Here is a 15,575-nt window from a genome sequence, read left to right as displayed (position 1 = left end):
TTCGCCATCCGCGAAGGCGGCCGTACCGTCGGCGCCGGCGTCGTGGCCAAGATCATCGAGTAAGGAGCGGGATCACCATGGCTACCAACAAGCAGAAGATCCGCATCCGCCTCAAGGCCTTCGACTACAAGCTGATCGACCAGTCGGCTGCCGAGATCGTGGACACCGCCAAGCGCACCGGCGCCATCGTCAAGGGCCCCGTGCCCCTGCCGACGCGTTTCAAGCGTTTCGACATCCTGCGTTCGCCGCACGTCAACAAGTCGAGCCGCGACCAGTTCGAAATCCGCACACACCAGCGCCTGATGGACATCGTCGATCCCACGGACAAGACCGTGGACGCCCTGATGAAGCTGGACCTGCCGGCCGGCGTCGACGTCGAGATCAAGCTGCAGTAAGACGCGGCGCCTCGCGCGCCCGTCACGACAGCCAAGCCCGCGTGCCGCAAGGCCGCGGGCTTTTTTGTGTGGTGCGCCAGGCACTTGCACGAAGCGCAGCACTTGCACGCGCCGCGCGAGCGGCATAGAATCGACGGTTCCGCGAACTGCGGCCCATGTGCATGGGCTTCGCCGCGGAAACTTTATCAACCCTTCTCTCGCATCCGCCTGCATCTCGCGGGCGTTCAACGTTGTCGCCAATTGCAGTGGCAGCGGCGGGAGTTTTGGAGAAAAACCATGAGTCAAAGCAACTCCCTCGGGTTGCTGGGCCGCAAGGTGGGCATGATGCGCCTCTTCACGGACGACGGCGATGCAGTGCCCGTCACCGTGGTGGACGTGTCCAACAACCGCGTGACCCAGGTCAAGACCCAAGAGAACGACGGCTACGTCGCTCTGCAGGTGACGTTCGGTGCCCGTCGCGCTTCCCGCGTGACCAAGCCCCAGGCCGGCCATCTTGCCAAGGCTGGCGTCGAGGCCGGTGAGATCATCCGCGAATTCCGCGTGACCGCCGAAGCCGCCGCCCAGCACCAGGCCGGTGGCGTGATCGCCGCCAACGCCGTGTTCGCCGCAGGCCAGAAGGTCGACGTGCAAGGCACCTCGATCGGCAAGGGCTTCGCCGGCACCATCAAGCGCCACAACTTCGCGTCGCAGCGTGCGTCGCACGGTAACAGCCGTTCCCACAACGTCCCGGGCTCCATCTCGATGGCCCAGGATCCGGGTCGCGTGTTCCCGGGCAAGAAGATGACCGGCCACATGGGCGATGAGACCGTCACCACCCAGAACCTGGACATCGTGCGCATCGACGAAGCCCGTCAGCTGCTGCTGATCAAGGGTGCCATCCCCGGTGCCAAGGGCGGTTTCGTGACCGTGCGTCCCGCCGTCAAGGCCAAGCCCCAGGCTGAAGGAGCGAAGTAATGGAACTCGAACTCCTGAATGAGCAGGGCCAGGCAGCTTCCAAGTTCGACGTGCCCGAAACCGTTTTCGGCCGCGCCTACAACGAAGACCTGATCCACCAGATCGTGGTGGCGTACCAGGCCAACGCGCGTCAGGGCACCCGTGCCCAGAAGGACCGCGAGCAGGTCAAGCACTCCACCAAGAAGCCGTTCAAGCAAAAGGGCACGGGCCGCGCCCGCGCCGGTATGACCTCGTCGCCGCTGTGGCGCGGGGGCGGCCGGATTTTCCCGAACCTGCCTGACGAAAACTTCTCGCAAAAGATCAACAAGAAGATGTACCGCGCCGGCATGGCGTCCATCTTCTCGCAGCTGGCCCGCGAAGGCCGCCTGGCCGTGGTCGACTCCCTCAAGGTGGATTCGCCCAAGACCAAGCAGCTGGCTGCCAAGTTCAAGGCGATGAACCTCGAGTCCGTGCTCGTGATCGCCGACGAAGTCGACGAAAACCTGTACCTGGCCTCGCGCAACCTGGTCAACGTGCTGGTGGTCGAGCCGCGCTACGCCGACCCCGTGTCGCTCGTGCACTACAAGAAGGTGCTGGTGACCAAGGCCGCCGTCGACAAGCTCAAGGAGATGTTCGCATGAGCCGCATGAATCCCACCCCCGCGGAGCGCGAGTTCGACGAAGGCCGCCTGATGGCCGTGCTGGTCGCACCGATCGTCTCCGAGAAGGCCACGATGGTCGGCGAGAAGTCGAACGCCATCACCTTCAAGGTCCTCCAGGACGCCACCAAGCCCGAGATCAAGGCCGCCGTTGAACTGATGTTCAAGGTGGAGGTCAAGGGTGTGTCCGTCGCCAACATCAAGGGCAAGACCAAGCGCTTCGGCCGCTCGGTGGGCCGCCGCGACAACGTTCGCAAGGCCTACGTGACGCTCAAGCCCGGTCAGGAGCTCAACCTCGTTTCGGAGGCCGCGTAATCATGGCCGTCATCAAGCTCAAGCCGACTTCCCCGGGCCAACGCGGCGCGGTCAAGATCTCGCGCGACCACCTGCACAAGGGTGAAGGCTACGCGCCCCTGCTGGAACCCCAGTTCCAGAAGGCCGGCCGCAACAACAACGGCCACATCACCACCCGCCACAAGGGCGGTGGCCACCGTCACCACTACCGCGTGGTCGACTTCAAGCGCAACAAGGACGGCATTCCGGCCAAGGTCGAACGCGTCGAGTACGACCCGAACCGCTCCGCCCACATCGCGCTGGTGTGCTACGCCGACGGCGAGCGCCGCTACATCATCGCCCCGCGCGGTGTCGAAGCCGGTGCAACCCTGGTGAGCGGCTCGGAAGCCCCGATCCGCGCCGGCAACACGCTGCCGATCCGCAACATTCCGGTCGGTTCGACCATCCACTGCATCGAGCTGCAGCCGGGCAAGGGTGCGCAGATCGCGCGTTCCGCCGGTGCTTCGGCCACGCTGCTGGCTCGCGAAGGCATCTACGCCCAGGTGCGTATGCGTTCGGGCGAAGTGCGCCGGATCCACATCGAATGCCGCGCCACCATCGGTGAAGTGGCCAACGAAGAACACAGCCTGCGCCAGTACGGCAAGGCTGGCGCGACCCGCCACCGCGGCATCCGCCCGACCGTTCGCGGCGTGGTGATGAACCCGGTGGACCACCCGCACGGTGGTGGCGAAGGCAAGACGGGCGAAGGCCGCCATCCGGTCGATCCGTGGGGCAACCTGACCAAGGGTTACCGTACCCGCAACAACAAGCGCACGCAGGTCTTCATCGTGTCGCGTCGCAAGAAGTAAGGGACAGCCATGACTCGCTCTCTCAAAAAAGGTCCCTTCGTCGACCACCATCTGCTCGCCAAGGTCGACAAGGCCGTGACGAACAAGGAAAAGAAGCCGATCAAGACCTGGTCGCGCCGCTCCATGGTCCTGCCCGAGTTCATCGGGCTGACCATTGCCGTGCACAACGGCAAGCAGCATGTGCCCGTGTACGTGACCGACCAGATGGTCGGCCACAAGCTGGGCGAGTTCGCACTGACCCGTACGTTCAAGGGTCACCCGGCGGACAAGAAAGCCAAGAAGTAAGGAGCAGAGAACATGTCTGAAACACGTGCAGTTCTCCGCGGCGTGCGCCTGTCTGTGGACAAGGGCCGCCTCGTTGCCGACCTGATCCGCGGCAAGAAGGTTGATCAGGCGCTGAACATTCTGGAATTCACCCAGAAGAAGGCCGCCGTGATCGTCAAGAAGGTGCTCGAGTCGGCCATCGCCAACGCCGAGCACAACGACGGGGCCGACATCGACGAGCTCCGCGTCAAGACGATCTACGTCGAGCAGGGCGCCACGCTCAAGCGCTTCACCGCGCGCGCCAAGGGCCGCGGCAACCGCATCAGCAAGCCCACGTGCCATGTGTACGTGACCGTCGGCAACTAAGGTCTGGAAGAAACATGGGACAGAAAATCCACCCGACCGGCTTCCGTCTTTCGGTCAGCCGCAACTGGGCCAGCCGCTGGTACGCCAACAACCGCGACTTCGCGGGCATGCTGGCCGAAGACATCAAGGTGCGTGAGTACCTGAAGAAGAAGCTGAAGAACGCTTCGGTGTCGCGCGTGCTGATCGAGCGCCCCGCCAAGAACGCCCGCATCACCATCTTCTCGGCACGTCCGGGCGTGGTGATCGGCAAGAAGGGCGAGGACATCGAGAACCTGAAGCGCGACCTGGGCAAGCAGCTGGGCGTGCCGGTGGCCGTGAACATCGAGGAAGTGCGCAAGCCCGAAGTCGATGCCCAGCTGATCGCCGACTCGATCACCCAGCAGCTCGAGAAGCGCATCATGTTCCGCCGCGCCATGAAGCGCGCGATGCAGAACGCGATGCGCCTGGGCGCCCAGGGCATCAAGATCATGTCCGCCGGCCGCCTGAACGGCATCGAAATCGCCCGTACCGAGTGGTATCGCGAAGGCCGTGTGCCGCTGCACACCCTGCGCGCCGACATCGACTACGGCTTCTCCGAAGCCAAGACCACCTACGGCGTCATCGGCGTCAAGGTCTGGGTCTACAAGGGCGACACCCTGGGCCGCAACGATGCGCCCTCGCTGGACAGCACGCCGCGCCCCGAGGGCGAAGAGCGCCGCGGTCCGCGTGGTCCGCGCCGTGACGGCCGTCCGGGCGGCAACGACCGCCGCGGTGGCCCGCGTGCCGGTGCCCGTGGTCCGATCGGTGGCAACACCGCCCCGGCCGACGGCAGCGACAAGCCCGCCGAAGCCGTGGACCCCAACAAGCCCGCCGTTAAGCGCGTCCGCAAAGCCGCGCCCGCTGCAGCAGCGGACGGCGCCAAGGCCGAATAAACCCGGCCCTGAGAAAGACGGAGAAATCAAATGCTGCAACCTGCACGCAGAAAGTTCCGCAAGGAACAAAAGGGCCGCAACACCGGCGTCGCCACCCGGGGCAACTCGGTGGCTTTCGGTGACTTCGGCCTGAAGTCCGTCGATCGCGGCCGCCTCACGGCGCGCCAGATCGAAGCCGCCCGCCGGGCCATCTCGCGCCACGTGAAGCGCGGTGGCCGCATCTGGATCCGCGTGTTCCCCGACAAGCCGATCTCGACCAAGCCCGCCGAAGTCCGGATGGGTAACGGCAAGGGCAACCCCGAGTACTACGTGGCCGAGATCCAGCCGGGCAAGGTCATTTACGAGATCGTCGGCGTGCCCGAAGAACTCGCTCGTGAAGCGTTCCGCCTGGCTGCAGCCAAGCTGCCGCTGCGCACGACCTTCGTTGCTCGCCAGCTTGGCGCCTGACAGGAGAACTTTCATGGCAACCAAGAAGAATGCAGCCAAGGTGTCCAAGGCCGCTACCCTGCGCGAGAAGGACGTCGCCGGCCTCCAGGCCGAAGTCAAGGATCTGCAGAAGGCCCATTTCGGCCTGCGCATGCAGAAGGCCACGCAACAGCTGTCCAACGTGGCCAGCCTGCGCGTGACCCGCCGCGACATCGCCCGTGCCAAGACCATCCTGGCGCAGAAGCAGGCTGCCGCTGCCGCTAAGTAAGGAGTGAACATGACGGAAGCCAAGCAATCCCTCAAGCGCACCCTGATCGGCAAGGTCGTCAGCGACAAGCGCGAAAAGACGGTCACGGTGCTCGTCGAGCGCCGCGTCAAGCACCCGATCTACAACAAGATCATGATCAAGTCGAGCAAGTACCACGCGCACGACGAAGACGGCCAGTTCCACCTGGGCGACGTGATCGAGATCACTGAGTCGCGTCCGATTTCCAAGTCGAAGAACTGGGTGGCGACGCGCCTGGTCGAGAAGGCCGCCGCGGTCTGATCCCCACCACCCTCGCGGTGCAAGCAAAACGGCCCACAATGTGGGCCGTTTTTGTTTTTCAACACATCCCACAGAGGAGCTTCCATGATCAAGGTTGGCGACACGATTCCCGCCGTCACGCTGTACGAGTATTCGGAGGTGGAGGGCGAGGGCTGCAGCATCGGCCCCAACCCCGTCGACGTCGCCAAGGCCAGCGCCGGCAAGACGATCGCGCTCTTCGCGCTGCCGGGTGCCTTCACGCCCACCTGCTCGGCCAAGCACGTGCCCGGCTACGTCGAAGGCGCCGAGGCCTTCAAGAACGCGGGTGTGGACGAGATCTGGTGCCTGAGCGTCAACGACGCCTTCGTGATGGGCGCCTGGGCGCGCGACCAGAAGACCAACGGCAAGGTGCGCATGCTGGCCGACGGCAGCGCCGACTTCGCCAAGGCCACCGGCCTGACGCTGGACCTGGCCAGCCGCGGCATGGGCCTGCGCAGCAACCGCTATTCGATGCTGGTCAAGGACGGCAAGGTGACGGCGCTCAACGTCGAGGCACCCGGCAAGTTCGAGGTCAGCGACGCCGGTACGCTGCTGGGCCAGGCCAAGGGCTGATGGCGCCTTCGCGCGGCAGGCGGCTGCAGCGCGCCACCCACCAAGCCGGGCCCCGTGCCCGGCTTTTTCATGCGCGCCAGCTCAAAGATCGACCTTGAGGTAGTGCGCCCCTGCGATGGGGTTGTGGTAGTAGGGCGGGATGTCCTCGAAGCCCAGGTCGACGTACAGGGCCCGCGCCGACTCCATCTCGTCGAGCGTGTCCAGCAGCACGCAGGAGTAGCCCGCCTGGCGCGCCGCATCCAGCGTGGCCTCGGCCAACTGGCGGCCCAGGCCGAGGCCGCGGAAGCCGGGGCGCACGTACAGGCGCTTCATCTCGGCCGCATTGGGATAGTCGGCGGTGTCCAGGGGCCGCAGCGCGCAGCAGCCGGCCAGTTCGCCGGCCTCGCCGTCGCCCGGCTGCGCCGCAGCGTCCCGATGGGCCCATGCCAGCAGCAGCGCGCCCCGGGGGGCTGCATAGTCGCCAGGCAGCCCGGCGAGCTCTTCTTCGAAGCCCTGGAAGCCCAGGTCGATGCCCAGCGAATCTGCGTACTCGCGAAACAGCGCCGCAACGGCCTGCAGTTGCCGCACGTCGTGCGCATCGTCCAGACGCACCGCCGGCCGCGGGCTCGAGGGGGGCGGCGCCGCAGCCGTGGAAGGCGGGACCGGCGCGTTCATGGTGGGGTCGTTCACACCCCGTCACCCCTGGAGCGTGGAGACCCACAGAGCGAGCGCAGCGCACAGGCCGAACACCACCAGGCCCAGCAGGCGCACGCGCAGGTCGTCCCGGCTCTGGCGCACCGCCTGCGGCGCGGCCAGCGCCTTGTCGCCCGTGACCATGGCCGGCACCAGCCGCTCGCGCTTGGCCACGGCATAGAACACCAGCGCCAGGACGTGCAGCACCACCAGGGCGATCACCAGCCACTGGCCGGCATCCTTGTGCCAGTCGGTGGCCCAGCTCGACCAGGCGCCGGGCACCCGGCTGGCCAGCGGGCCGGTGAAGCTGATGGCGTCGTCGCTCATCAGTCCGGTGGCGACCTGCAGCAGCAGGGCCAGGAGCATGCCCAGCACCGACAGCGACCCCAGCGGGTTGTGGCCGATGTGCTCGTGCGCGCCGGTGCGGCCGCGCACATAGGCCATCACCGCCACCGGCCCGCGCAGGAAGGAGGCGAAGCGCGACCAGTAGCCGCCGACGAAGCCCCACACCACGCGGAAGAGCAGCAGCGCCAGCGTCGTGTAGCCGAGGCGGAAATGCCAGTCCATGGCGCCGGTCTTGGCGGTCACGATCAGCCCCACCACGCATGCCGCCAGGGCCCAGTGGAAGAGCCGTGTGGGCAGGTCCCAGACGCGGATGCGGCTGGCAGGAACGGGCGATGCGGGATGGACGGCCATGGGAAGGTGGGCAAAGGACGACCGGCGCGGAGAGGCGCGGGGCTCTCAGGTTAACAAATGCCGCCGGACTGCCGAAGCGCGCCATGCCGACGGCGGTCGCAAGGGCCGGCGCCGCCCCTAAACTCGCGTCCACCGCGGCGCGCGTCGCGGCCCCAATCTTTACAAGGAAGCACCCCGATGATCCGTTCCCTTCTCGCCGCCGCGGCGCTCGCGCTGCTGGCCGGCAGCGCCCTGGCGCAGCCCACCTTTGCCACGCCGCAGGACGCCATCAAGTACCGACAGGCCACGCTGAAGGAGATGCAGCAGAACTTCAAGCGCGTTGCCGACATGGCCGGCGGCCGGGCCGAATTCGATGCCAAGACGGCGGAAGCCAGCGCCGCGCGCGCGGCCGAGCTGATCAAGCTGCCCTGGGCCGCCTTCGGCCCCGGCACCGAAGGCGGCAAGGCCAGCCCCGCCATCTGGAAAGAGCAGGACAAGTTCAAGGCCGCGGCCGCCAAGGCGGAAGCCGAGGTGGGCAAGCTGGCCGTGGCGGCCAAGACCGGCAGCCTCGATGCGATCAAGGCGGCCATCGGCCCGGCCGGCGCATCGTGCAAGGCCTGCCACGACGCGTTCCGCGAGTGAGGGGCGTGTGGGCGGGAGGGTCCGGCGCGCGGCGCCGATCTGCCCGCCCGCCGGGCCTGCAGCCTGCGCGACAGGCACGGTGTGCAGGCCGGAAATGACAGAGGCGTCCCGCGGGACGCCTCTTCTGTCTGGTGGGGGCCGTCCATGGCCCGGGTGCCGCCGCAGCGGGCGCGTTCGCAACGGTCTCAGGCCTGCGCCAGCAGCTTCTCGATCAGCTGGTGCAGCTCGGCGAAGTCGGGTTCGCCCACATAGCGCTTGACGATCTCCCCGCGCTTGTTGACCAGGTAGGTGGTCGGCGTCAGCTTCACGTCGCCCCAGGCCTGCGCAATGGTGCCGGTGTTGTCGATGGCGACCTTGAACGGCAGGTTGCGCGTCTGGGCGAAGTTCACCACGTAGCTCGGCGGGTCGTAGTCCATGGCCACGGCGACGGTGTCGTAGCCCTGGGCCTTGTACTTCTCGTAGGTGGCGATCACGCGCGGCATCTCGGCCACGCAGGTGGTGCAGCTCGTGGCCCAGAAGTTGACCAGCGTCACCTTGCCCTGGAAATCGGCGGTGGACCGGGTGCTGCCGTCCAGCAGCACGAAGCGCGACTGCGGTGCCGGGCTGGTGCCTGCATCGAGGTAGACGAAGGCGCCGATCGCCACGGCGGCCGCCAATGCGGCAGCATAGAGGGCCTTTTTCATCGCCGGGCGGGCCGAGGACCGCTCGGGGGGAAGGGCTTGGAGGCGTTGATCCATGGAGACACCAATCGATGAAGCGTCGGAATTCTAGTTCCGCGGCTCCGGCCGTGCTGGCACTCGCCGGCATGCTCGCCGCCGGCTGCAATCCCACCTTCAACTGGCGCGAGGTGCCGCTGGGCGACGGGCTGCAGGCGCTGCTGCCCTGCAAGCCGGACCGCGCCCAGCGCGAGTTGGACCTCGGCGGCCAGGGCGTCACGCTCGACATGGTGGGCTGCGCGACCGGCGGCGTCACCTTCGCCGTCGCGCGCATGGAGGGCGGCGCCTCACTGGCCGAGTCCCAGCGGCGGCTGGATGCCTGGCGGCGCGCGGCCCGCGCACCCTGGCGCGCCGATGGCGGTGTGCAGGAGGCGCCGCTGGCCGTGCCCCGTGCGGCGGCGGCGCCCGCCGCCGTGGAACTGCAGGCGACGACGCCCGCCGGCGCCGGCGGCGCGCCGCAGCCGGTGCGCATGCGCTGGTTCGCCCAGGCCGAGGCGGGCGGGCGCTATGTGCTCTACCAGGCGACGATGCTGGGCACGGCCGCTGATCCGCAGGCCGCAGAGACCTTCTGGGAGGGCCTGCGGCTGCGCTGAGCGCAGGCGGCATGCGCCCGCCCTCGGCCCATAATCGGCGCCAACGCGCTTCTCGTCTGCATGAACAGCATCCTCATCGTCGCCCACGCCCCGCTGGCGCATGCCTTGCGGCAGTGCGCGCTGCATGTCTTTCCGGACTGCGAGGCGGCCCTGGCCGCGCTCGACGTCCAGCCCAATGTGTCGCCCGAGGAATCGCTGGGCGCGGCCCGCATCCTGCTCGAGCAGCAGCTGCACCGCGGCGGCGCCCGATCGCAGGTGCTGGTGCTGGCCGACGTGTTCGGCGCCACGCCCTGCAACGTGGCGCAGCAGCTGGTCGACGGTGCCCGCTCGCGGCTGGTGGCGGGCGTGAACCTGCCCATGCTGCTGCGCGCCGTGACCTATCGCCACGAGCCGCTCGATGCGCAGGTGCAGCGCGCCATCGCCGGCGGCACGGCCGGCGTCATGCAGGTGGCCGTGGCCGCCCCTCTCAACCAGGTGAGACGTAAATACAGTGATCAAGACATCCGTGACCATCAGCAATAAGCTGGGCCTGCATGCGCGGGCCTCCGCCAAGCTCACCAAGCTGGCGGGCAGCTTCCCGTGCGAGGTGTGGATCGCGCGCGGCGAGCGGCGCGTCAATGCCAAGAGCATCATGGGCGTGATGATGCTGGCCGCCGGGCTGGGCGCCACGGTGGAGCTGGAGACGGATGGCGCGCAGGAGCAGGCGGCGATGGATGCCATCGTCGCCCTGATGAACGACAAGTTCGGCGAGGGCGAATGAGGATGTGGCCCCCAGGCTTATCACGCCGCTGCGCGGCGTGTAACGCCACCCCCCGAGGGGGCTGGCCGCGCTTGGGGCGGCCCGGCGCGCGGCCGAGGCCCCCAGGCTTATCACGCCGCTGTGCGGCGTGTAACGCCACTCACCGGGGGGGCTGGCCGCACTTGGGGCGGCCCGGCGTGCGGCCATGACCATCGCGATCCACGGTCTCAACGTCGCCCGGGGCATCGCCATCGGTCGGGCGGTGCTGGTGGTGTCGAGCCGGCTGGATGTGGCGCACTACTTCATCCAGCCGCAGGAGGTGGACGCCGAGCTCGACCGGGTACGCGCCGCGCGCGACGCCGTGGCGGAAGAGCTGGAACGGCTGCGCGCCAGCGTGTCGCAGCTCAAGCGCGACGAGGCGCCGCACGAGCTGGCGGGCCTGCTCGAGGTGCACCTGATGCTGTTGCAGGACGAAGCCCTGTCCGACGGCGTGCGCCACTGGATCGCCGACCGGCTGTACAACGCCGAATGGGCCCTCACCAGCCAGCTGGAAGTCGTCGCCCGCCAGTTCGACGAGATGGAGGACGAGTACCTGCGCGAGCGCAAGGCCGACCTCGAACAGGTGGTCGAACGCATCCTGCGCCAGATGAAGGGCACGGCCGCCGTGCTCGCGCCGCCGCCCCCGCCGCCGCGCAAGACGCCGCTGGAAGCCGGCGACGACGCCGACGGCTTCGACGCGCCGCTGGTGCTGATCGCGCACGACCTGTCGCCGGCCGACATGGTGCAGTTCAAGAAGAGCGTGTTCGCCGGCTTCGTCACCGACGTGGGCGGGCGCACCTCGCACACCGCCATCGTGGCGCGCAGCATGGACATTCCGGCCGTGGTGGGTGCGCGCGTGGCCAGCCAGCTGGTGCGGCAGGACGACTGGGTCATCATCGACGGCGATGCCGGCGTGGTCATCGTCGATCCGTCGCCCATCATCCTGGCCGAATACGGCTTCAAGCAGCGCCAGGGCGAGCTGGAGCGCGAGCGCCTGTGGCGGCTGCGCCACCGCCCCGCGGTCACGCTCGACGGCGAGCGCATCGAGCTGCTGGCCAACATCGAGATGCCCGAGGACACCGCCGCGGCCATGCAGGCCGGCGCGCAGGGCGTGGGCCTGTTCCGCAGCGAATTCCTCTTCATGGGCCGCGAGGCGCGCCACCTCACGCGCCTGCCCGACGAGGAAGAGCAGTACGAGGCCTACCGCCGTGCGGTCGAGGGCATGCAGGGCATGCCGGTCACCATCCGCACCATCGACATCGGCGCCGACAAGCCGCTGGACGGCAAGGCCGCGCGGCAGGAATACCTCAACCCGGCCCTGGGCCTGCGCGCCATCCGCTGGAGCCTGTCGGAGCCGGCCATGTTCCTCGCGCAGCTGCGCGCCATCCTGCGCGCGGCGGCCCACGGGCCGGTGAACCTGCTGATCCCGATGCTGGCCCATGCCCGCGAGATCCGGCAGACGCTGGTCTTCATCGACAAGGCCCGCGCCGAGCTTCAGGCACGCGGCGACACGGCCGGCCCGGTGCGCCTGGGCGCCATGATCGAGGTGCCGGCGGCGGCGCTGTCGCTGTCGGTCTTCCTGAAGCACTTCGACTTCCTGTCCATCGGCACCAACGACCTGATCCAGTACACGCTGGCCATCGACCGCGCCGACGAGAGCGTGGCCCACCTCTACGACGCCAGCCATCCGGCCGTGCTGCGGCTGGTGGCGCAGACCATCGCCGAGGCGCGGCGCCTGGGCAAAGGCGTGAGCGTTTGCGGCGAGATGGCCGGCGACGTGCACTTCACCCGGCTGCTGCTGGGCCTGGGCCTGCGCAGCTTCTCGATGCATCCCTCGCAGATCCTCACCGTCAAGCAGGAAGTGCTGCGCGCCGACGCGGGCAAGCTGGCCGACTGGGCCCGGCAGGTGGTCGAGAGCGACGATCCGGCCGAACTGCTCGGCCGCTGACGAAAAGAAACGAAACACGGCGCGACGGCCGTGAAAAGACCGGGTGCGGACCGCCCGGCACCATGAAGGCTCTTTCAACAACCTCTTCGAAAGACCTCTCATGAACACCGTCCGCGCTGCCTTCCTCGCCGTCTCCGCCGTCGCCCTGCTGGGCACGGCCGCCCATGCCGAAAGCTACGAGGGCGTCACGGCGCCCGTCTCCGCGATGAGCCGCGACGCCGTGCGCGCCGAGGCCCGCGCCGCCGCCACCGCGCCCGACCAGAACGTGACCCGCGGCTCGCGCGGGCCCGAGACCGTGGCCGTCTCCCAGCCGCGTGCCCGCGTGGTGGCCGACGCCATCCGCACCGCCGCCGCGCCGGACCAGAACGTGAGCGCCGGCTCGCGCGTGAACAGCACCGTGATCTCCACCCTGCCCAACCCGGTGGACGTGCGTGCCCAGGCAGCGGCCGGCTCGCGCCTCTGAGCACGGCGCGCCTTCTGTCTCCATCCTCCGAGGAGTCGCGACCATGAAGTTCCGTCCCCGCATCGCCCGGGGTCTGCTGGCCCTGTTCGGCGGCACGCTGCTGCTGGGTTCGCTCACCGCCTGCGCCGGCCGCCATGGCTGGCACGAGGCGGGTGCCGACGGCGGCGCCATGCGTGCCCACATGGTCGAGCGCATCGGCCGCAAGCTGGACCTGGATGCCGACCAGCGCCAGCGCCTGGACACCCTGGCGGCGCAGCTGCAGCGCCAGCGCCAGGCCGTGCGCGGCGACACGGCGGATGCGCGCGCGCCCTGGCGCGCCCTGTTCGCCGGTCCGACCTTCGACCAGGCCGCGGCCACGCGCCTGGTCGAGGAAAAGACCGCGGCCGTGCGCAGCGGCAGCCCCGAGGTGATCGCCGCGCTGGCCGACTTCTACGACCACCTGCGACCGGCGCAGCAGCAGCAGGTGCGCGACTTCATCGAACGGCGCGGCGGGCGCTGGTCGCGCCATGGCTGAAGACGTGCTGGCAAAGCGGCCAGGCTGGCCCGCGGCGCTTGCCGGGCCCGGCCCGGGCGCCCGGGACGGCGTCGGCGTCGGCGCCGTCCAGGGCGGCGTGCGGCTGCTGCTGCGTGCGGAAGGCGCCGCGCTGCTGGTCTTCGCCGTGCTGGCCCATGCCCACTTGGCGCCCGGCCAGTGGGGCCGCTTCGCTGCGCTCCTGCTGCTGCCCGACCTGGCGATGCTGGGCTACCTGGCCGGCCCGGCCTTCGGGGCGCGCGCCTACAACGCAGCCCACAGCGTCGTCGGCCCGCTGCTGCTGGCCTCGGCCGGCGTCGCCTTTGCTGCGCAGGCGGCGCTGCTCTGGCCGCTGGCGGCCATCTGGCTGGCGCACATCGGCCTCGACCGCCTGCTGGGCTACGGGCTCAAGTACGGCCAGGGCTTCGGCCACACGCACCTGGGCCGCCTCGGCCCGCGCGACCCGTGGTGATGGCCGCCGGCGCAGCGCCCGCCGCGGCGCTGCGCATCCTGCCCCCTCGGCACAATCCCGCCATGTCCACCGACGCGCCCCGCATCCTGCTGATCGACGACGACGTGCACCTGGGGCCGCCGCTCGCCAGCTACTTCGCCCGCTTCGGCTGCACGCTCGACTGCGCGCTGCGGCCCAGCGAGGGCCTGGCCCGGCTGCGCAGCCAGCATTACGACGCCGCCATCCTCGACGTCATGCTGCCGGAGATGGACGGCTTCGCCCTGTGCCGGCAGATCCGCGCCGACAGCGACATTCCCCTGGTCATGCTCACCGCCCGCGGCGACGTGATGGACCGCGTGGTCGGCCTGGAGCTGGGCGCCGACGACTACCTGCCCAAGCCCTTCGAGCCGCGCGAACTGGTGGCGCGCGTGCAGACCATCCTGCGCCGCCAGCGCGCGCGGCCCGCGGCGGCGCCGGCGTCCGCGCAGCGCCATGACTTCGACGGCCTGGCCATCGACCTGGACCGCCGCGAAGTCCTGCGCCACGGCGAGCGGCTGGAGCTGACGGGCACCGAATTCGCGCTGCTGGCGCTGCTCGCCTCCGAGCCTGGAAAGGTGTTCAGCCGCGACGACATCCTCAACCGCCTGCGCGGCCACGAGGCCGAGCTGTTCACCCGCGCGGTGGACATCGTCGTCAGCCGCCTGCGCCGCAAGCTGGAGCCGCTGGACTGCATCAAGACGCTGCGCAACGCGGGCTACACGCTGGCCGTCGGGCGCGTGGAAGAACAGGCGCGGCACACCCCGGCCGCCCACCCCGTTCGCCCCGAGCCTGTCGACGGGCAGAACGGCGCCCAGGCCGCCTCGTCGCGCCGACCCGGCGCCGCGTCATGACGTCGCCCCGCGATACCCAGGCTACCCGGGCCGACCCCGCCTGCGACCGCCTGCTGCCGCGCCGCTTCCAGCGCCGACGCCGCTGGCGCCAGCGCTGGAGCCATTCGCTGCGCCTGCGGCTGGTCACGCTCTTCGTCGTGCTGGCCCTGGCGATGACGGCCGTCTTCATCGGCGGCTTCCGCGCCGCCTTCGGCAGCACGGGCTGGCGCGCGGTGGCCCAGCCGCTGCTCAGCGACTACATGGGCCGCGTGGTCGACGAGATCGGCAGCCCGCCCAGCGTGGAGAAGGCGCGCGAGCTGGCCGCGCGGCTGCCCATTTCACTGCGCATCAGCGGGCCGGTGGTCAACTGGGCCTCCGACCCCGACGACGAGCGCCACCGCCGGCGCGACTGGTTCACCCCGCACGTGCCGACGGCGCCGGGCGAGGACCCGTGGTACGTGCGCCGCACCGCCGACGGCCACCGCATCACCTTCGGCTGGAGCCCGCGGCTCATGCAGCAGGCCAACGACGGCTTCGACGGGGTGATGGTCGCGCTGGTCCTCGGCCTCATCCTGCTGGCCTACGGCGTCGTCCACAAGCTGCTGCGGCCGCTGGAGGACATCCGCGCGGGCGCCGAGCGCTTCGGCCGCGGCGACTTCTCGCGGCCCATTCCGCTGCGCCGCCGCGACGAGCTGGGCGAGCTGGCCCAGCACATCAACACCGTGGCCGACGACATCAAGCGCATGCTCGACGCCAAGCGCGCCCTGCTGCTGGCCGTGAGCCACGAGCTGCGCTCGCCCCTCACCCGCGCCCGGCTCAATGCCGAGCTGCTGCCCGAGACGCCCGACGGCGCCGCCGAGCGCGCGGCCCTGCTGCGCGACCTCAACGAGATGCGCGACCTGATCAGCGACCTGCTCGAAGGCGAGCGCCTCTCCAGCCCGCATGCCGCCCTGCAGCGCGAGCCGGTGGACCTGCCGGCCCTGGCGCGCGAGGTGATCCAGGAGCTGGCGGCGCGCGGCCTGCC

25 protein-coding genes are annotated in these 15,575 nt (G+C 69.5%); 22 read left to right on the top strand and 3 right to left on the bottom strand.

The window, feature by feature from the left end:
- Positions 1-77: 77 nt before the first annotated feature.
- The 12 genes from rpsJ (at position 78) to NS331_RS17620 (ending at position 6,233) form a co-directional block, all read left to right on the top strand.
- Positions 78-395: a 30S ribosomal protein S10 gene (gene rpsJ, locus NS331_RS17675; protein ID WP_017759508.1), complete on the top strand. Its 318-nt coding sequence runs from the start codon at positions 78-80 to the stop codon at positions 393-395.
- Positions 396-671: 276 nt separating this feature from the next.
- Positions 672-1,349: a 50S ribosomal protein L3 gene (gene rplC, locus NS331_RS17670; RefSeq protein WP_043118345.1), complete on the top strand. Its 678-nt coding sequence runs from the start codon at positions 672-674 to the stop codon at positions 1,347-1,349.
- Positions 1,349-1,969: a 50S ribosomal protein L4 gene (rplD, locus tag NS331_RS17665; protein WP_058643274.1), complete on the top strand. Its 621-nt coding sequence runs from the start codon at positions 1,349-1,351 to the stop codon at positions 1,967-1,969. The genes rplC and rplD overlap by 1 nt, the downstream gene beginning before the upstream one ends.
- Before the next feature lie 5 nt (positions 1,970-1,974).
- A complete protein-coding gene (gene rplW, locus NS331_RS17660; RefSeq protein WP_193758146.1) occupies positions 1,975-2,301 on the top strand; it encodes a 50S ribosomal protein L23 in 327 nt (108 codons plus the stop codon).
- A 2-nt stretch (positions 2,302-2,303) separates the two neighbouring features.
- On the top strand, positions 2,304-3,128 hold the full coding sequence (gene rplB, locus NS331_RS17655; protein WP_058643272.1) for a 50S ribosomal protein L2: 825 nt from the start codon (positions 2,304-2,306) through the stop codon (positions 3,126-3,128).
- A gap of 9 nt (positions 3,129-3,137) precedes the next feature.
- Entirely contained in the window at positions 3,138-3,413 is a 276-nt protein-coding gene (rpsS, locus tag NS331_RS17650) for a 30S ribosomal protein S19 (protein WP_058643271.1), read from the top strand.
- A gap of 12 nt (positions 3,414-3,425) precedes the next feature.
- On the top strand, positions 3,426-3,758 hold the full coding sequence (gene rplV / locus NS331_RS17645) for a 50S ribosomal protein L22 (RefSeq protein WP_017758382.1): 333 nt from the start codon (positions 3,426-3,428) through the stop codon (positions 3,756-3,758).
- Positions 3,759-3,772: 14 nt separating this feature from the next.
- Positions 3,773-4,669, top strand: coding sequence for a 30S ribosomal protein S3 (gene rpsC, locus NS331_RS17640; RefSeq protein ID WP_058643270.1), 897 nt, complete (start codon positions 3,773-3,775; stop codon positions 4,667-4,669).
- Positions 4,670-4,699: 30 nt separating this feature from the next.
- Positions 4,700-5,116 (top strand): 50S ribosomal protein L16, encoded by a 417-nt coding sequence (gene rplP / locus NS331_RS17635; RefSeq protein WP_017758384.1) that lies wholly within the window; start codon positions 4,700-4,702, stop codon positions 5,114-5,116.
- Positions 5,117-5,156: 40 nt separating this feature from the next.
- Positions 5,157-5,363, top strand: coding sequence for a 50S ribosomal protein L29 (rpmC, locus tag NS331_RS17630; protein WP_058643278.1), 207 nt, complete (start codon positions 5,157-5,159; stop codon positions 5,361-5,363).
- Between the two features lie 9 nt (positions 5,364-5,372).
- A complete protein-coding gene (rpsQ, locus tag NS331_RS17625; protein ID WP_058643269.1) occupies positions 5,373-5,642 on the top strand; it encodes a 30S ribosomal protein S17 in 270 nt (89 codons plus the stop codon).
- 84 nt (positions 5,643-5,726) lie between these two features.
- On the top strand, positions 5,727-6,233 hold the full coding sequence (locus NS331_RS17620; RefSeq protein ID WP_058643268.1) for a peroxiredoxin: 507 nt from the start codon (positions 5,727-5,729) through the stop codon (positions 6,231-6,233).
- A gap of 81 nt (positions 6,234-6,314) precedes the next feature.
- Here NS331_RS17620 and NS331_RS17615 read toward each other — a convergent pair whose 3' ends face one another.
- Together NS331_RS17615 and NS331_RS17610 are read right to left on the bottom strand one after the other, a co-directional pair.
- Positions 6,315-6,887, bottom strand: a complete 573-nt coding sequence (locus tag NS331_RS17615; protein WP_082702583.1) for a GNAT family N-acetyltransferase — start codon at positions 6,885-6,887, stop codon at positions 6,315-6,317.
- A gap of 21 nt (positions 6,888-6,908) precedes the next feature.
- On the bottom strand, positions 6,909-7,601 hold the full coding sequence (locus NS331_RS17610) for a cytochrome b/b6 domain-containing protein (RefSeq protein ID WP_058643267.1): 693 nt from the start codon (positions 7,599-7,601) through the stop codon (positions 6,909-6,911).
- 177 nt (positions 7,602-7,778) lie between these two features.
- On the opposite strand from NS331_RS17610, the gene NS331_RS17605 reads away from it, so the two are divergent.
- On the top strand, positions 7,779-8,222 hold the full coding sequence (locus NS331_RS17605) for a c-type cytochrome (RefSeq protein ID WP_082702582.1): 444 nt from the start codon (positions 7,779-7,781) through the stop codon (positions 8,220-8,222).
- Between the two features lie 185 nt (positions 8,223-8,407).
- On the opposite strand, the gene NS331_RS17600 is transcribed toward NS331_RS17605, so the two are convergent.
- The gene (locus NS331_RS17600) at positions 8,408-8,905 is read right to left on the bottom strand and encodes a TlpA disulfide reductase family protein (RefSeq protein ID WP_058643266.1); all 498 of its coding nucleotides are present in this window, start codon (positions 8,903-8,905) and stop codon (positions 8,408-8,410) included.
- A 104-nt stretch (positions 8,906-9,009) separates the two neighbouring features.
- On the opposite strand from NS331_RS17600, the gene NS331_RS17595 reads away from it, so the two are divergent.
- The 9 genes from NS331_RS17595 to NS331_RS17555 all read left to right on the top strand — a co-directional run.
- The gene (locus tag NS331_RS17595) at positions 9,010-9,531 is read left to right on the top strand and encodes a hypothetical protein (protein WP_242873803.1); all 522 of its coding nucleotides are present in this window, start codon (positions 9,010-9,012) and stop codon (positions 9,529-9,531) included.
- Positions 9,532-9,591: 60 nt separating this feature from the next.
- Positions 9,592-10,053: a PTS sugar transporter subunit IIA gene (locus tag NS331_RS17590; RefSeq protein ID WP_058643264.1), complete on the top strand. Its 462-nt coding sequence runs from the start codon at positions 9,592-9,594 to the stop codon at positions 10,051-10,053.
- Positions 10,022-10,291: an HPr family phosphocarrier protein gene (locus NS331_RS17585; protein ID WP_058643263.1), complete on the top strand. Its 270-nt coding sequence runs from the start codon at positions 10,022-10,024 to the stop codon at positions 10,289-10,291. Before NS331_RS17590 ends, NS331_RS17585 begins: the two co-directional genes overlap by 32 nt.
- A gap of 184 nt (positions 10,292-10,475) precedes the next feature.
- Positions 10,476-12,257: a phosphoenolpyruvate--protein phosphotransferase gene (ptsP, locus tag NS331_RS17580; protein ID WP_058643262.1), complete on the top strand. Its 1,782-nt coding sequence runs from the start codon at positions 10,476-10,478 to the stop codon at positions 12,255-12,257.
- 100 nt (positions 12,258-12,357) lie between these two features.
- Entirely contained in the window at positions 12,358-12,720 is a 363-nt protein-coding gene (locus NS331_RS17575; protein ID WP_058643261.1) for a hypothetical protein, read from the top strand.
- Between the two features lie 43 nt (positions 12,721-12,763).
- Entirely contained in the window at positions 12,764-13,234 is a 471-nt protein-coding gene (locus NS331_RS17570; protein WP_058643260.1) for a Spy/CpxP family protein refolding chaperone, read from the top strand.
- The gene (locus tag NS331_RS17565; RefSeq protein WP_082702581.1) at positions 13,227-13,703 is read left to right on the top strand and encodes a DUF4260 family protein; all 477 of its coding nucleotides are present in this window, start codon (positions 13,227-13,229) and stop codon (positions 13,701-13,703) included. Before NS331_RS17570 ends, NS331_RS17565 begins: the two co-directional genes overlap by 8 nt.
- Before the next feature lie 62 nt (positions 13,704-13,765).
- A complete protein-coding gene (locus NS331_RS17560; protein ID WP_242873802.1) occupies positions 13,766-14,572 on the top strand; it encodes a response regulator transcription factor in 807 nt (268 codons plus the stop codon).
- Positions 14,569-15,575 (top strand): HAMP domain-containing protein (locus NS331_RS17555; protein ID WP_058643259.1); only part of this gene is annotated, 1,007 nt, incomplete at its 3' end. The genes NS331_RS17560 and NS331_RS17555, both read left to right, overlap by 4 nt.

It is taken from the genome of Pseudacidovorax intermedius (assembly GCF_001476815.1).
Classification (GTDB): Bacteria; Pseudomonadota; Gammaproteobacteria; order Burkholderiales; family Burkholderiaceae_C; genus Xenophilus; species Xenophilus intermedius_A.
The sequence above is the reverse complement of the archived record's forward strand: the minus strand, read 5'-3'. Positions and strand labels throughout refer to the sequence as shown.

Coding starts and splice junctions, on each gene's coding strand:
- NS331_RS17570 (WP_058643260.1), top strand. CDS start 12,764: ATGAAGTTCCGTCCCCGCATCGCCCGGGGTCTGCTGGCCCTGTTCGGC.
- NS331_RS17610 (WP_058643267.1), bottom strand. CDS start 7,601: ATGGCCGTCCATCCCGCATCGCCCGTTCCTGCCAGCCGCATCCGCGTC.
- ptsP (WP_058643262.1), top strand. CDS start 10,476: ATGACCATCGCGATCCACGGTCTCAACGTCGCCCGGGGCATCGCCATC.
- rplW (WP_193758146.1), top strand. CDS start 1,975: ATGAATCCCACCCCCGCGGAGCGCGAGTTCGACGAAGGCCGCCTGATG.
- NS331_RS17560 (WP_242873802.1), top strand. CDS start 13,766: ATGTCCACCGACGCGCCCCGCATCCTGCTGATCGACGACGACGTGCAC.
- rplV (WP_017758382.1), top strand. CDS start 3,426: ATGTCTGAAACACGTGCAGTTCTCCGCGGCGTGCGCCTGTCTGTGGAC.
- NS331_RS17600 (WP_058643266.1), bottom strand. CDS start 8,905: ATGAAAAAGGCCCTCTATGCTGCCGCATTGGCGGCCGCCGTGGCGATC.
- NS331_RS17605 (WP_082702582.1), top strand. CDS start 7,779: ATGATCCGTTCCCTTCTCGCCGCCGCGGCGCTCGCGCTGCTGGCCGGC.
- rpsS (WP_058643271.1), top strand. CDS start 3,138: ATGACTCGCTCTCTCAAAAAAGGTCCCTTCGTCGACCACCATCTGCTC.
- rpsC (WP_058643270.1), top strand. CDS start 3,773: ATGGGACAGAAAATCCACCCGACCGGCTTCCGTCTTTCGGTCAGCCGC.
- NS331_RS17565 (WP_082702581.1), top strand. CDS start 13,227: ATGGCTGAAGACGTGCTGGCAAAGCGGCCAGGCTGGCCCGCGGCGCTT.
- NS331_RS17615 (WP_082702583.1), bottom strand. CDS start 6,887: ATGAACGCGCCGGTCCCGCCTTCCACGGCTGCGGCGCCGCCCCCCTCG.
- NS331_RS17590 (WP_058643264.1), top strand. CDS start 9,592: ATGAACAGCATCCTCATCGTCGCCCACGCCCCGCTGGCGCATGCCTTG.
- rplD (WP_058643274.1), top strand. CDS start 1,349: ATGGAACTCGAACTCCTGAATGAGCAGGGCCAGGCAGCTTCCAAGTTC.
- rplC (WP_043118345.1), top strand. CDS start 672: ATGAGTCAAAGCAACTCCCTCGGGTTGCTGGGCCGCAAGGTGGGCATG.
- NS331_RS17575 (WP_058643261.1), top strand. CDS start 12,358: ATGAACACCGTCCGCGCTGCCTTCCTCGCCGTCTCCGCCGTCGCCCTG.
- NS331_RS17620 (WP_058643268.1), top strand. CDS start 5,727: ATGATCAAGGTTGGCGACACGATTCCCGCCGTCACGCTGTACGAGTAT.
- rpsJ (WP_017759508.1), top strand. CDS start 78: ATGGCTACCAACAAGCAGAAGATCCGCATCCGCCTCAAGGCCTTCGAC.
- rplB (WP_058643272.1), top strand. CDS start 2,304: ATGGCCGTCATCAAGCTCAAGCCGACTTCCCCGGGCCAACGCGGCGCG.
- rpsQ (WP_058643269.1), top strand. CDS start 5,373: ATGACGGAAGCCAAGCAATCCCTCAAGCGCACCCTGATCGGCAAGGTC.
- rplP (WP_017758384.1), top strand. CDS start 4,700: ATGCTGCAACCTGCACGCAGAAAGTTCCGCAAGGAACAAAAGGGCCGC.